Here is a 14335-nt window from a genome sequence, read left to right as displayed (position 1 = left end):
CCTCTCAGCAGCGGCCTACCCAGGTGGCGCCGGCTCTGGGCTCCTGGGGGGCGCTCAGCAGGTCTACTGGCAGGATCAGCGTGTCTGCCAGCAACGACAACGGAAAGTCGAACAGGTAGATGACGGTGGGGATAAACAGCATAAAAGAGCCCACCACCACATAGCACTCCAGATCCTCTGCGGTGCGCGTTACCCCTGAATAGACATGCCCCAGTTGCCCGTCCTCCTTGGAGCGAAAGGTGCCGCAGCCGGATAGCAGCGCGCCGAGCAGGATACCCAGCAGCAGATGACGATAGGGGGTAGGCATGTTGTTGTCCTTGCTCTGTCTGCAAACCTGCAGAGCTGCTGCCGAGGTCGTGAGCCCGGCAGCAGGTGGGTTTCAGTTGACGACTTCCTGGGCCAGTTCGCTGGCTTTTTCCAGCCAGGCGGGTTGGCTTGGTTGGGTGGGGCTGTCCGCCGAACCCAGCAGGCCCATGGCCTGGCCCAGCAAGCCGCTGAAGTCCCCGCTTTCCTCGGCCTTTTTCAGGGCCTTGGCTGCATCGGCGGCCTTGAGGATGGTCTGCAGTTCCGGGGTGCTGGCGGTGCGCTCGCTCAAGGGCTGCGGCAGAGGCAGGGCATTGGCCAGCGCCACGATGCTGCCGGTGTCCTGGGTAAAGGCGCGCAAGGCGTCCATACCCTGCTGCATCGGCAGGGCGATGCCGGTCAGGCTGTCGAAGGCGGTGATATCCGGCAATTCTGGCAGCTCGACCTTGCCGCGCAGCACCGGTATGCCCAGCGAAGGCAGGGCCAGGCCGATCAGATAGCGCGGGTCGCGGCGCTTGATGCTCAGGCCGATACTGGCCAGGGCGATGCCCACACCGATCACCTGGCCGGCGCGGGCCAGCAGGGAAAGGTGCTTGTTCGACTCGTCATCGAAGAACACCGCGCGGTAGCGGAAGTAGTCGCTGAACACCTCACGGCCATTGATCGCCGAGTTCATAAACCAGGCGCGTGAGTCATGCACCTGGTCGTCATACAGGGCAATCACCTGCGCAGCCTGCTCGTTGGCCGGCGTATCAAGGGCGCTGAACAGCTTCGGGTAGTTCCTGTCACCCAGCAGACGCATACGCTCGTATTCACCGGCCTCATCCTGCTCGTTGGTCAGGTAGACCAGGCCGCCAAGCAGGGCGTTGACCAGGGTGGCGGTCTGCAGCTCCCAGTCACCCTGGCCATCGCCCTCGCGCATATTCCACTCGGGGATATAGTCGCGACGAAAATCCAGGGCGGCGTTGCGTAACTGGCGCTGCTCCAGGGGCGGGTCGTATTCCTTATGGGTATTGAAATTGACCTGCGAACCGGTACGTTTTTCGTAATCGGCCTTGATCCGCTCGGCCTCGGCCTTTTTCCGCGCTGCCTGGGCCTCGGCCTGCTGGCGCTGCTCTTCCGTGCGGTAATGGCGTTGTTTAGGCTGGGCGCCACGGGCCTCGGCGTCCTGCTCCATCTGCAGTTGGTGCAAGTAGGCGAAGGCCTCGCGCTCTTCCTTGGTCATGTCCTTGGCATTATCCCCGGAGATATGCCGGTAGAACGGCTGCCTGTCCATGCTGCCATGGACAAAGCGATCGATGCGCCAGGCGGTGATCATCTCCGCCTCCTTGGCCATTACCACTTCCAGTGGGCCGGAGCTCAGTTGGGCTTGCCAGGCGTTAAAGCGGGTGATGAGCGCCTCACTAATTGCAAAGGCACCAAGTGTGGCTCTATCCATTTTGAGCCAAGGGGAAGTGTCACTTTGTTCTGGACTGAGAGCCATTTCTGGTACTTGAAGAGGGGCTCCTACTTTAAAAGCCTCGCTATACATATGGTGCAGGGCGATCTGCGACAGTACATGTTGGCTGCCATCGCGGGCCTTGCCCTGATCACCCGGCGGGTAGCCACCGCCCACGTCGGAATGCACTCCCGGATAGATATATTCAAAGGTGCCGGCGCGATAACGGGAGGGTGAGAGTTCATTACGCGGATCGTCCTTGCGTCGAATCGAGTCCAGGGGGAAGCAGCCGCGCTGCTCATGGGCCGCCACCAGATGCACGCAACGTTTTAGAAATTGCGGGGAGTCCGGCAGGCGCATGCTGTCGTCGGCCCAGCTCATATGGCCTGCGGCAAAAGGTGCCAGATAGGCCAGGCCCACCGAGGCCACGGTATCGAACAGGCCGAGAAAGACGATGCTGATCGGCAGGCCGGCAAAGAGATAGCGGTTTTCGCCGCCGTCCTCGACCTTGGTCAGCAGCTCCAGCCAGTTGGCAAAGGTGCGGGCCTGGGCTGCGCCGCGGGAAAATCCATAGACAAACAGGCGAATGGCCTTGATCTCCGCCGCGCTGCCCTGTTCCCGCTGCTCGGCCAGCTTGGCTTCCAGTTTGCCAAGCGGCTCCTGCAGGGCGGCCTTGCGCCGGGCATTGCCGTCCAACAGGCCCAGGGTAAGGGTTTCCTTAAGTCTGCTAATGCCCATGGCCTGTACTAGGTCATAGGCTTTTTCCATCGATAAGGGAGGCTCACCACAGGACTGTCCAATGGCATCGAGCAGCCGGGTGATGCCCCAGTTGATACGGTTTTCGCCGCCCACCGCCATGGTCAGGCCCGCCCCTTGAGGTGCGTACTCGCCTATTTCCTTAAACTCGGTACCCACGCCTTGCATGTAGTAGCGGTAATAACCTTCCTTGTGCTCTTCAGGGTTCTCCTCGCTGCCCAGACTCGCTCGGAATAGCCGTGCCACATTGGTGGTGGTCGGTGGGCGGGCGATTGTGTCCGAGGGCTCATGGTTATTGGTGCCATCGAAAAACAGACTGATATTCAGTGCCTTGACACACGGTGGGCTGGGGGGGGCTTCACCCGCTTTAGCGGCCGCAATACGGGCATCGCACCAAGCCTGACGTTCTGCGGCTTTCTGCTGGCGCAGATTGACGGTGACATCGTCAGGGGTTCTGGGTAGCAATCCCTCTAGCGGGAACTTTGGCGTATGCGTCAGGCTTTGCGGGGCCGGCCTTCCTGGCTTTAGAGCTATTGGTTCGTACATTGGCTGGGCTCTTCCATATTGAGCAAGTAATGATAGGGATGGCTGGGCATGCGCAGCGTATCGGTGCCGGCGGCGACCTTGATCTGGTTGCAGGGCAGAAAATGCACGTTGACCACACCTAGACGCTCATAGGGCGCCACTTCGACTACAGCACGGTGGCGGGTATATTGGGCACGGTGTGCGGCGGCGGCCTTGTGCCATGCCTCAGAGTATCTAGGAGTGGGCCAGTATTTAGATGCACCTACATTGGGATCTTTTTCCCACTCCACCACCACGGTCATCCCCGGCCGCCACTTAACAGGCAGGCTGGCGCAGCAGGTTTGGCCTCCCCCGCTATGGGGGTTGATATTGGCCCCGCCGCTGCCATTGACACTGAAGTGGTTGATAGCCGCCGAGGTGTGGTTATAGCCCTCGATAGGCGCACCCAGGCGTTGTGGGGTTTGCGCGGTGCAGGCGGTGATGGTCAGGCTGCCCAGTAGCAGGGCAAACAAAGCGACCCAGCGAGAGCGTTTGGGGGCTGTCAGAGGTTTGTACATTGGCTGGGCTCTTCCATCTTGAGCGGATATTGGTAGGGGTGACCGGCTAGGCGCGGACGGGTGGTACCAGCGGCGACCTTGATCTGGTTGCAAGGTAGAAAGTGCACGGTCACCACGCCCAAGGTTTCGTAGGGCGCCACTTCGACTACAGCGCGGTGGCGGGTGTATTGTTTTGCGCTTTCATTCATGCGCCTATTCCAGGCATCTGAAAACATGGGTTCCGGCCATTTGCTGTATGCGTATGGGTTAGGATCTTTTTCCCACTCCACCACCACGGTCATACCCGGCTGCCACTTAACCGGCAGGCTGGCGCAGCAGGTTTGACTGCCGCCTCCGCTATTCGGACTCAGGTTGGGTCCGCCGCTGCCATTGACGCTGAAGTGGTTGATGGCGGCCGAGGTGTGGTTATAGCCCTCGATAGGCGCGCCCAGGCGCTGTGGGGTTTGCGCGGTGCAGGCGGTGATGGTCAGGCTGCCCAGTAGCAGGGCAAACAGAGCGACCCAGCGGGAGCGTTTGGGGACTGTCAGAGGTCTGTACATTGGCTGGGCTCTTCCATATTGAGCAAGTAATGATAGGGATGGCTGGGCATGCGCAGCGTATCGGTGCCGGCGGCGACCTTGATCTGGTTGCAGGGCAGAAAATGCACGTTGACCACACCTAGACGCTCATAGGGCGCCACTTCGACTACAGCACGGTGACGGGTGTATTTGGCACGGTGTTCTGCCATACGTTTACGCCAAGCATCAGTAAAAGGTGCTTCTTGCCACTTTCCATAAGCAAATGGATTTAGATCTTTTTCCCACTCCACCACCACGGTCATACCCGGCTGCCATTTAACCGGCAGGCTGGCGCAGCAGGTTTGGCCGCCGCCACTACGGGGTCCGATATTGGCCCCGCCGCTGCCATTGACGCTGAAGTGGTTGATGGCCGCCGAGGTGTGGTTATAGTCCTCGATAGGCGCACCCAGGCGTTGTGGGGTTTGCGCGGTGCAGGCGGAGATGGTCAGGCTGCCCAGTAGCAGGGCAAGCAAAGCGACCCAGCGGGAGCGTTTGGGGACTGTCAGGAGTTTGTACATTGGCTGGGCTCTTCCATTTTGAGCGGGTATTTGTAGGGGTGACCGGCTAGGCGCGGACGGGTGGTACCAGCGGCGACCTTGATCTGGTTGCAGGGTAGAAAGTGCACGGTCACCACGCCTAAGGCCTCATAGGGCGCCACCTCAACTACAGCGCGGTGGCGAGTATATTGGGCGCGGTGCTTTGCCATACGTTTACGCCACGCATCTGAGAACACTGGCTCAGGCCAGTTTTTGGAGGCACCTACATTGGGATCTTTTTCCCACCCCACCACCACGGTCATACCCGGCTGCCACTTAACCGGCAGGCTGGCGCAGCAGGTCTGACTACCGCCGCCGCTATTGGGACTCAGGTTGGGTCCGCCGCTGCCATTGACGCTGAAGTGGTTGATGGCCGCCAAGGTGTGGTTATAGCCCTCAATAGGCGCGCCCAGGCGTTTTGGGCTTTGTGCGGTGCAGCCAGCCATAGCCAGCAGGCCCAGGGCCACAAGACGCTGAGCCCTGTTCATATCATCGCCCTGGCCGGGGCAGTGGCGGAGTTTTGCGCCAGCCAGTCGAGCACAAAGTTATCGCGTGTGGCATCGAAGCAGCCGGCGCGGTCGGCGGCCAGTTGGCCGTGGACCAGATGGCGGATCAGGCTTTCCTGTTTGGCCAGGCCATAGTCCTGGGGTTGCAGGGCGTAGTCGCGGCACAGCAGTTCGGCGCCGGTCCAGGCCACCAGGCTGGCCACCTGGGGGTTGCTTAGCTGCAGTGGGGGCAGGGGCTGCTGCAGTGTCGACGGTGACCTGGGCATACCCGGCAGCAGGGCCGGCGCGCCATCGCGGTCAAGCCAGTGCCAGGTGATGACGGGGGCATGAAACTGTGCGCTCTGCTGTGGGTCGAGCATGTCGCAGATGGCCAGGAACAGACGTGGATCGTAGTAGCGCAGCAGGCCGCTGCTGCGACCCTGGTTCCACTCGGCCTGCAGGTGCTGGCTCAGATGCTGGGCCAGATCTGCAAAGGGCCAGGCGCTCAGCAGGGCCAACAGGCGCTGTTGGCTGAGCAATGTTTCGTCCACTTCGCTCAGCCATTGCCACTGGGCAGTAGTGGCCAGGCTGATGCGCAGCAGGATCGGCCCCTGTTCGGCCAGAGCCGCCTCCGGTAGGCCCTCCAGCAGCAGCGCCTGGGCTGGCGGCTGGTTCAGTGCCTGCAGGTTGTTTAGCAGGGGGTACTGCAGGGCGGTGGCGTCGATCAGCAGGTCAAGGTGTTCAAGTCTATTGGCCTGAGCCCGCTCTTTCAGCGATTCCAGCCAGGCGTGGGTGCTTGTGTTCATGGTTCTCCCTCCATGGCGCCCTTAACGGGGTACCAGCCCCTGTACCTGGCTGCGGGCCTGGCGCAGGCATTCTTCGCACACCACCGGCTGTGGCTTGTCCTGGCAGCTGCTGAGCAGGCGGCTGTTTTGTAGCGGCTCGACAGCGCCAGGTTGTGCATGCTCCAGCAAACTCCCGGCCTTGTCGCTATCCGCCATCCCCGGCAGTACCGGCGGTTTGATTTTGATCCCCGAGCCCTTGCCCGGTGCGCCGCCGGCGTTGATCTTGGCCAATGGGCCGAGCAGGGTGATGCCGCCGGGGTCGAGTTTGATAAAGCTGCCGCCGGCCTTGAGGGTGAGTTCGCTGCCGGCTTCGATGACCATCTTCTGCCCTGCCTTGAGGTGGATTTCGCGGCCGGCCTTGGTCAGTTGTGCGGTGCCGAGTTTGAGGTGCTGGTTTTGCCTGACGGTGAGGTGATCGTCGGGTTTGACCTCGACCTTGCGCTCGGCTTTGACGGTCAGGTGTTCCTCGGCTTTGAGCTCGGTGTAGCTGTTCTTTTCCACACGGTCGTGGCGCTCGTTACCGACGCGGATCTTCTGGTCGTGTTCGATGTTTTCGTCCCAGTCGCGCTGGGCGTGGATATAGATCTGCTCGGCGCCTTTTTTATCTTCGATGCGCAGTTCGTTGCAGCCGCCACCGCCCGGGGTGCTGAGGGTTTTGAATACGGAGCGGGTCTTGTTGGCCGGCAGGTCGTAGGGCACCACATGCTCGGCGTGATACAGGCAGCCGGTGACCAGCGGTTGGTCGGGGTCGCCTTCGAGGAAGGTCACCAGCACTTCCATGCCGATGCGCGGAATGGCGATGGCGCCATAGCCGTCACCGGCCCAGCCATGGGCCACGCGCAGCCAGCAGCTGGTGGTGTCGTCGGCCTGGCCCTCACGGTCCCAGAAGAATTGCACCTTGATCCGGCCGTATTCATCGCAGTGGATTTCTTCGCCGGCAGGACCCGTGACCACGGCGCTCTGGCTGCCCAGCACGCGGGGTTTGGGATGGGCCAGGGGCGGGCGGTAGGGGACATCCCAGGGGGTGGCGGTAAAGTGGTTGCGGTAGCCCTGCTGGAAATCAGCGTGATCTTGGCCCTCTCCCCCGGCCCCTCTCCCGGAGGGAGAGGGAGGCGAAAAGTCGGTGATGGATTCCTCCAGCACCTGCGGTTGTTTGCCCAGGTGGATCACTTCATGCAGCAGCCAGAGGTCGTTGTAGTCCTGGCGCGGGTGGTCGGAGAGTTCCAGCAGGTGGCCGCTAAGCAGCTTGGGTTGGTCGCTGCGGCCTTCGGCCAAACGGTAGTCGGCGCGGTGGCGCTGCAGAGCGCGCTGGCTCAGGTGTTTGCCGCGGGTGCGCTCGGTGTAGCGGCCGGGGTAGTCGTAGTCTTCCAGATCGGGCAGGGGCGCGGCTTCGGGGTCGCGCTCGGCCTGGTAAGCGCTGTCCAGTTTCAGGCGCGGTTTCTCGAAGTCATAGTCGCTGCGGCTGACCCGGCTGGTGCGGGTTTCCAGGCGTACGGCAAAGCGCTTGATCACCGGCTCATCGGCGACCATGCCGTTATCCTGCAAGTAGGCGGTGGGCTGGCCGAGCTTGCCGAAGGCGCTCTGCTCGTCGCCAAACACCAGCACATGGCCCTGGGGACTGTGCTGGAAGTGGTAGTGGATGCCCTCTTCCTCGCACAGGCGCTGGATAAAGTGCAGGTCGCTCTCGTCGTACTGCACGCAGTATTCACGCGCCGGATAGACCGTAGGGCCGAGGAGGAACTGATAGCCGCCCTGAACGATGCCGTGCTCCTCCAGCAGCGTGGCGACGATCTCGGGCACCGTCAGGTGCTGGAAGATGCGCTGGTTGCTGCGCAGGGCCAGGTAGGCCAGTTGCGGCACCAGGCTGAGGCGGTAGCGGGTCAGGCGCTTGCCGGATTCGCCCTGGGCCACCTGAAAGATCAGGCCATGGATGCCCAGGCCATCCGGGCTGAAGGCGAGAAAGGCCGGCTGGTGCAGCAGGCTCTGCAGGTCCAGGTCGGGGCGTTCGCTGATCAGCTCCAGCTCGAAGCGATAGGGTTGGCTGATGGCCTCGCGGCCGCTGAATTCGAGCACCTGCAGATCATGCTCGACCGAGGGAATGCTCAGGCTGAAATGGGTTTCATTGGCCGGGTTGAACATGGTGGTTTCCTTTAAGGGCAAAGTCTTCCATGGGGAGGGCGCCGGTTAGCGCCCCAGCCAGCGTTGCCAGCGGGTTCGGGGGCGGGGCTGGAAGGCCTGCAGCAGTTCGGCGCTGTCGATACAGCGCGCCTGTTCGTCAAAGGCCAGAGCCGTGCGCAGGGCCGGCCAGACGGCGGCAGGCAACTGCGTCGGGCACTGCAGCACCTTGTCCAGCTGCATGGCCTTGGCCTGTTTGGCGCTCAGGCGGCGGAACGGGTGGCGGCCGCTGGCCAGTTCATAGAGCACGCAGGCCACCGCATAAACATCGGCGGGGGCGCTCAGGGCGGCGCCATCGAGCAGTTCCAGGGCGGCGTAGCGCGGTGTCCAGGCGCTGAAACGATTACGACACAGGCGCGGCAGGCCGGGCAGCAGGCCTTCCACCGGCTGGCCCAGACCATAATCGAACAGGCGCAGGCCGTCTTCGGCGAGCATCACATTGCTCGGTTTGAGATCGCCATGCAGCACGCCCAGCTGGTGGGAGTGGCTGAGGGCGTCGAGCAGGGGCACGGCGATGCCCTGCAGCTCGGCCCAGGGCAGACCTTCTGGGCGCTCGCTGAGCAGCTGATCGAGGGTCAGGCCCTTGAGCAGCTCCAGGGTGAGGAAGGCGCGCTGGCTCGCTACATCCACCTCGAAGCCGAACAGGCGCACCACATGGGGATGGGTCAGGCGCGCAGTCAGGGCGAATTCGCTGTAGAGCAGGGCGTTGGCGTCCGGGTATTCGGCGAAATCGTCGCTCAGGGTCTTGAGCGCCACATAGGGCTCAGGGTCGCCGAACTGTTCGCGCAGCAGGTCGCGGGCGCGATACACCGCGCCCATGCCGCCGACCCCGAGCAGGCGCTCGATCTTGTAGCGCCCACCGAGCACCTCCGGCAGCTCGCCGGGGGCGCGGGGTATCCGCTCCGCAGCGACCTGCGAGGGGGCGGCGGTGGCGGCCAGGGCAAAGTAGGTGAGGTCGCTGGCGGCGGCCGGTGCCGGGTCGAGCAGGGTTTCGCTCATGCGGGGTTCCTCATTGGCGGATCACCACGGCGCTCAGGTTGTCCCGCGCCGGGCCGTCGAGGGCCTGCTGGAACAAGCGATTGAGCGTGAGCTGTGGCGAGGGCAGGCTCAGGGCCGCGCTCAGATCGTCGGCTGACAGCCCCTGGTACAGGCCATCGCTGCACAGCAGAAAGGCATCGCCGGGCAGCAGCTCCAGTTCGAGGATCTCCAGCTTGAGTTCCTCGCTGGCGCCGATGGCCCGGGTCAGGGCGTGGGCGGCCGGGTGACGGGCGGCCTCCTGCGGCGCCAGGCCCTGTTCGTCGATCAGTTGCTGCAACAGCGAATGGTCGCGGCTGAGCTGGTACAGACGCGCACCACGCCACAGGTAGCAGCGGCTGTCGCCGGCCCAGACGCAGGCGGCGCGGTCACCCTCGATCAGCAGGGCGACCACGGTGCTGCCGATCACCGGGTCGGGGCGTGCGGCGGTGACCGTCAGCTCCTGACCCAGGCGGCGGTTAAGGACGTGCAGGCGCTTGCGCAGCTCATTCAGGCGCTGCTGCAGGTCGCCTGCGCTGGGCTCGGCCAGCTGCTCGACGATCAGGCGGCTGGCCAGGGCGCCGTTCTGGTGCCCGCCCATGCCATCGGCCACCACCCACAGGCCCTGCTCGGGCAGGGCCAGGAAGGCGTCCTCGTTGCGCGCGCGTACCTTGCCGGTGTCGGTGCGCGCGGCGCTGCGCCAGTGGCGTACGGCCAGTTCGCTCATCACAGCTTGGCCGGCAGCTCGAAGCTGCGCAGCAGGCCGAGGTCGAAGGGGTTCGGCGAGCGCTGGCTGTGCAGCAGGTAGTTGGCGCGCAGGCCGCCCAGGTCGGCCTTGAGCATCAGCACGTCGCGGCCGCTGTGGTAGTCCACCTGCATCAGGTCGAGCAGGCGGAACAGCGACCAGGGGCCGCTGTTCTTCTCGATACCGACGCGGCGCCCGGTCAGCTCTTCCACCGCCAGGCTGGTGCGCCCTTCGCTGCCTTCGGCCGGCCAGCTGAAGGCGGTCTGCAGAATGGGGCCGTGGCGGTATTCCATCTGCTGATTGCCGAAGCGGAAGTCGGCGCGGCTGAGGCTGGAGTCCAGGGAATAGGGCTCCAGCTTGAACAGCACCTTGGGCTCGTTGGGGTTTTCGGCGAAGAAGCTGCGGCGGATGGTTTGCGCATGGCTCATCTGCTGCAGGAACTCCCCCGACAGCGGCAGGCCGCGACCATCGACCCGGCGCAGCTGGTACTGGCCGGCGCTGCCGCTGACGAAGGGCTTGAGGTAGCCGTCGAAGAAGCGTTCGGCAATGCCCTGGGCCTTGAAGAACTCGCGGAAGTCGGCAATGGCCACGTCGCTTTCGCTGTGGGCGCTGAACGGGTAGCGCTGCTGCAGCGAGCCCTGGTAGGCGGCGTACAGTTCGCTGCGGTAGCGCTGGTTGAGGTAGTGGTAGGCGTCAGCGAGGACCATGCCCCAGCTGTCTTCGGCGAGCAGGCCAAGCCAGTTGCCGACCGGCTGCGGCAGGCGCGCGGCGCTGCTGCGCACCTCATTGATGGCATCGCGACGGCCACCCATGCGCGCCTTGGCCAGTTCGAAGGCGGCCTGTTGTGGCGCGCTGGCGTGGGCCAGGCTGGCCAGCTGCAGTTGCAGGGCATCCAGGGCCTGCAGGCTGTTGTCCAGCTCGGCACTGGGGGCACCCTCATCGTCGAGCAGGCGGTGCAGCGGCTCGAAGCGCCGCTCCAGGGTCTTGCGCGCGGTGTCCGGGGTGTTTTTCAGCAGGGCTGCCTGGGTCTGCTCGGCGGCCGAGCTGGCCAGTTTGGCGACCTTGCCCAGTTTGCCCTTGGCCCCTTTCAGCGCATCGGCGGCATCCGCAGTGGCGTCGGCGGCTTCGGCCAGGCCCTTGAAGCGGGTGTTCTCGCGCACCTCGCTGAGCAAGAGCAGCAGCGGCGAGCTGGCGGCGCTGAGGCCGGCCAACTGGCGTGCGCCCTGGCTGGCGCTGCTGATCGGCTGCAGGCTGAGCTGGGCCAGGGCCTCACCCCAGTAGTTGGCATAGTCGCGGAAGTACAGCTGCTCCAGTTCCACCATCAGGCGGCCGAGATCGGCGGCGCTGAGGCTGTCGCTTTCGCCCAGCACCCAGTTGTCACGCAGGATGTCGCGCACCAGGTCGGAGCCCTGGGCGACGAACATCTTCTGGTAGCCGCGCTGGGTATAGAAACCGGGGAAGCTGTGCTCGGCGCCGAGGAACAGATGGCCCTGGGGCCCCAGTTTCTGGCTCAGGCGATAGTCCGGCAGGCTGCGGGCCTGGTCGCGCAGCATGCGGTAGACCACGCTGGCCAGGGATTCGCTGCGCAGCACCTTGCGCGCCTCGGCCACCAGATTGGCGTCCAGCTCATAAGGGGTGAAGGACTCGGCCAGCAGGCGCTCGAAGTGCTGGTTGAGGCCGCGTTGCCCGGCGCTGTTGCCGGCATAGCGCAGCGACCAGTCGGCGGCCAGCCACTCCTGCAGGAAGACCGGGTCGCGGCGCTCCTCCAGATTGAGCATCAGGTAGGCGCGCAGGCTGTTGAGCAGGCGCTCGCGGTCGTTCAGGTTGGCCCGTACCTGGGCCTCCAGCTGACGGCCGACCCGGCTCAGTAGCAGGTGCTCCAGTTCGCCACGGTAGGCGCGCTGGACGCTCGGCTCGACCGGTTCGCCCTGGTACAGGCCACCGCGCTGCAGGTAGGACACCTCACCCTTGGGCGGGAACACCTGGGTGGCGGCGTAGCTCTGGTCCAGGGCCTTGAGAGTGCGCAGGGCGTCGTCCTGGGGGCTCAGGTTTTGATGCTGTTGCAGCAGTTGCTGGGCCAGATCGCGCAGCTGTTCCAGGCGCCCGTGGTTGGCCGAGAAGCCGCTGGCCCAGACCAGGCCGAACAGCGCCAGGCAGGCGAAGGCGCCGGCATACAGGGCGCGCTGGCCCCAGTCGATGCGCCGCACTTCCTTCTGGTCCAGGCTGGCCAGGTCGGCCTCGGGGAAGATCACCCGGGTCAGCAGATGATTGATAAAGCGCGCGCGGCCGCTGCGGAAGGTCGGCAGGGCACTGCCGGCCAGGCCCAGGTTGCGACCGATGCCGGCGGTCAGCGGGTCCAGCTGCTCACCCAGCTGCGGCGCGCTGGTCAGGTAGAAACCGCGCAGCTGGCTGGCGCGCTGGTAGCGGTTGCCGCTGAAGGCCAGCTCGCAGAATAGGCACAGGCGCTCGCCGATCAGGCCCAGCTGGTGCGGGAAGTCGAGGATGCGCCCGCGACGCTGGGTATCGCGCTCCTGGTGCATGCGCAGGATCACCTGGCTGTTGAGGCGGCGCAGCAGCTCTTCGAACTCATGGCGCAGCACCTGGATATCGCTGCTGTTCTGCTCCTTGCGCAAACTGGCACCGAGCACCTGATCGCTTTCCTCGCGCGACAGCTGGTCGAAGAACTCGTCGAAGCCGAGCACCTTGTCGGCCTTGCTCAGCACCAGATACACCGGCACATCGGCGCCCAGGCGCTGCTGGATATCCTGCAGGCGCTGGCGGGTCTGCCGGGCCAGGTTTTCCAGCTCCAGCTCGCTGCCACCCTGCAGCTGCTCCAGGGGGATATTGACCAGTACGCCATTGAGCGGGCGGGCGCGGCGCTTGCGTAGCAGCTCCAGCAGAGTGCCCCAGCCGCGGCCATCGACCTGCGGGTCGGGCTGGCTCAGGTAGCGTCCGGCGGTGTCGATCAGCACGGCGTGATCGGCGAAATACCAGTCGGCGTAACGGGTGCCGGACACATCCTTGGTCAGGCGCTGCTGGTCGCCGCGGTTGAGCGGGAAGTCCAGGCCGGAGAAGTCCAGCAGGCTGGTCTTGCCGCTGCCCTGGGGGCCGAGCAGCAGGTACCAGGGCAGCTCGTTGCGCCACTTCTCGCTGCGGCCCCGGTACAGGCTGGAGCGCTTGAGGGTGTGCAGGGCCTGCTTGAAGCGGCTGCGCAGTTCGCTCTGTTCTTCGTTGATCAGGTCTTCGCGGCGCAGGCGCTCCTGGGCCTCGGCGTCATCTTCCTCGGCCTTCTTGCGCGCGCTGGCACGCCAGCTGACAAAGACCATGGCCAGGCCCCAGCACAGGAACAGCAGGCTGATGCTCAGCAGGCGGCTGCTGGCCGACTCCCAGAACTTGTAATCGTTGACCGCCAGCAGCGGGCCGACGAACCACACCAGCAGCGCCAGGACCAGCACCAGGCACAGGCTCCAGACCCAGGTCTTGCGGAAAAAGGCGGCTAACTTGCCGAAAAAACTCTTCATTACCGATCATCCATGCTGATACCCGCGGACGGGTCGAGTTGCTCATAGGGCTGCAGAATCGTTTCGCGCTGCTCGCCCAACACCCAGGCAAAACCGCCGTACATCACCGCCAGGCAGACCAGGGTGAACAGCGCCACCAGCCACCACGGGACGATGCGGATCAGGCGCCGGCGGGTGTCCTTGAGGCCCTGCCAGTGCGGCGAGATTTCCCGTGGTACGTCGCCGCGCATCTGGCGGATCTGCCGGTACAGGCTGTCACGCACCGCTTCCAGTTCGAGCATGCCGCGCGGCAATACGCGGTATTTGCCCTCGAAGCCGAGGGACAGGCACAGGTACATCAGCTCCAGCATCGGCAGGTGCTTGACCGGGTTGCGCGACAGGCGTTCGAGCAGCTGGAAGAACTTCTCGCCACCGAAGGTTTCGTTGTGGAAGGAGGACAGCAGGCTGATCTGCGCCCACTGGCTCTCGTTGCCCCAGGGCGTGGTGACCACCGCCTCATCGACCACGGTACAGAGCACATAGCGGGCGGCCATCACCTGGCTGCTTTCGGCGCCGTCATGCAGGGCGCGGTGCTCGAACAACTTGATGGCGCTGGACAGCCGCTGGTTGAGCGCCTGCATATCTTCGGCCTCGAAGCTGTGCTTGAGCCGCACCACCTCCGAGAGCAGGCTGGCAGCCGCGGCCACCAGGGGGTTGAGGCTGACATTGAAGGCCTCGGCTGGGCGCAGGCGGGCGGCGTAGATCATCCGCTCCTCCAGCTGCTCGAAGCGGGGCGGGGCGCTGAAGTCGGTCAGCGGGCTGTGTTCGGCGGCGTCGCCGCGACGGTTGAGGATGACGGTCTTGTCGTCCTGGCCGTATTCCATTTCCTTGGTGCTCAT

12 protein-coding genes are annotated in these 14335 nt (G+C 64.5%); all 12 read right to left on the bottom strand.

Going from position 1 to position 14335, the window contains the following annotated elements; genetic code table 11:
- Positions 1 to 4: 4 nt before the first annotated feature.
- The 12 genes from GJV18_RS01480 to icmH all read right to left on the bottom strand — a co-directional run bounded on the left by GJV18_RS01480 (position 5) and on the right by icmH (position 14335).
- Entirely contained in the window at positions 5 to 307 is a 303-nt protein-coding gene (locus tag GJV18_RS01480; RefSeq protein WP_160342953.1) for a YceK/YidQ family lipoprotein, read from the bottom strand.
- A gap of 72 nt (positions 308 to 379) precedes the next feature.
- A complete protein-coding gene (locus GJV18_RS01475) occupies positions 380 to 2962 on the bottom strand; it encodes a T6SS phospholipase effector Tle1-like catalytic domain-containing protein (RefSeq protein WP_233280061.1) in 2583 nt (860 codons plus the stop codon).
- A gap of 65 nt (positions 2963 to 3027) precedes the next feature.
- Entirely contained in the window at positions 3028 to 3579 is a 552-nt protein-coding gene (locus tag GJV18_RS01470) for a DUF3304 domain-containing protein (protein WP_160342951.1), read from the bottom strand.
- Positions 3564 to 4118: a DUF3304 domain-containing protein gene (locus GJV18_RS01465; protein WP_160342950.1), complete on the bottom strand. Its 555-nt coding sequence runs from the start codon at positions 4116 to 4118 to the stop codon at positions 3564 to 3566. Before GJV18_RS01465 ends, GJV18_RS01470 begins: the two co-directional genes overlap by 16 nt.
- Positions 4103 to 4654 (bottom strand): DUF3304 domain-containing protein, encoded by a 552-nt coding sequence (locus GJV18_RS01460; RefSeq protein WP_160342949.1) that lies wholly within the window; start codon positions 4652 to 4654, stop codon positions 4103 to 4105. Before GJV18_RS01460 ends, GJV18_RS01465 begins: the two co-directional genes overlap by 16 nt.
- Positions 4639 to 5160, bottom strand: coding sequence for a DUF3304 domain-containing protein (locus tag GJV18_RS01455; RefSeq protein WP_160342948.1), 522 nt, complete (start codon positions 5158 to 5160; stop codon positions 4639 to 4641). The genes GJV18_RS01460 and GJV18_RS01455 overlap by 16 nt, the downstream gene beginning before the upstream one ends.
- Positions 5157 to 5963, bottom strand: coding sequence for a DUF4123 domain-containing protein (locus GJV18_RS01450; protein ID WP_160342947.1), 807 nt, complete (start codon positions 5961 to 5963; stop codon positions 5157 to 5159). The genes GJV18_RS01455 and GJV18_RS01450 overlap by 4 nt, the downstream gene beginning before the upstream one ends.
- A gap of 21 nt (positions 5964 to 5984) precedes the next feature.
- Complete coding sequence (tssI, locus tag GJV18_RS01445; RefSeq protein WP_160342946.1) at positions 5985 to 8141, bottom strand: type VI secretion system Vgr family protein; 2157 nt, start codon at positions 8139 to 8141, stop codon at positions 5985 to 5987.
- A gap of 45 nt (positions 8142 to 8186) precedes the next feature.
- The gene (locus GJV18_RS01440) at positions 8187 to 9176 is read right to left on the bottom strand and encodes a serine/threonine-protein kinase (RefSeq protein ID WP_160342945.1); all 990 of its coding nucleotides are present in this window, start codon (positions 9174 to 9176) and stop codon (positions 8187 to 8189) included.
- Positions 9177 to 9186: 10 nt separating this feature from the next.
- Complete coding sequence (locus tag GJV18_RS01435; protein ID WP_160342944.1) at positions 9187 to 9918, bottom strand: PP2C family protein-serine/threonine phosphatase; 732 nt, start codon at positions 9916 to 9918, stop codon at positions 9187 to 9189.
- Positions 9918 to 13457, bottom strand: a complete 3540-nt coding sequence (tssM, locus tag GJV18_RS01430; protein ID WP_160342943.1) for a type VI secretion system membrane subunit TssM — start codon at positions 13455 to 13457, stop codon at positions 9918 to 9920. The genes GJV18_RS01435 and tssM overlap by 1 nt, the downstream gene beginning before the upstream one ends.
- Complete coding sequence (icmH, locus tag GJV18_RS01425) at positions 13457 to 14335, bottom strand: type IVB secretion system protein IcmH/DotU (RefSeq protein ID WP_160342942.1); 879 nt, start codon at positions 14333 to 14335, stop codon at positions 13457 to 13459. Before icmH ends, tssM begins: the two co-directional genes overlap by 1 nt.

It is taken from the genome of Pseudomonas xionganensis, from assembly GCF_009763245.1.
GTDB classification, from domain to species: domain Bacteria; phylum Pseudomonadota; class Gammaproteobacteria; order Pseudomonadales; family Pseudomonadaceae; genus Aquipseudomonas; species Aquipseudomonas xionganensis.
The sequence above is the reverse complement of the archived record's forward strand: the minus strand, read 5'-3'. Positions and strand labels throughout refer to the sequence as shown.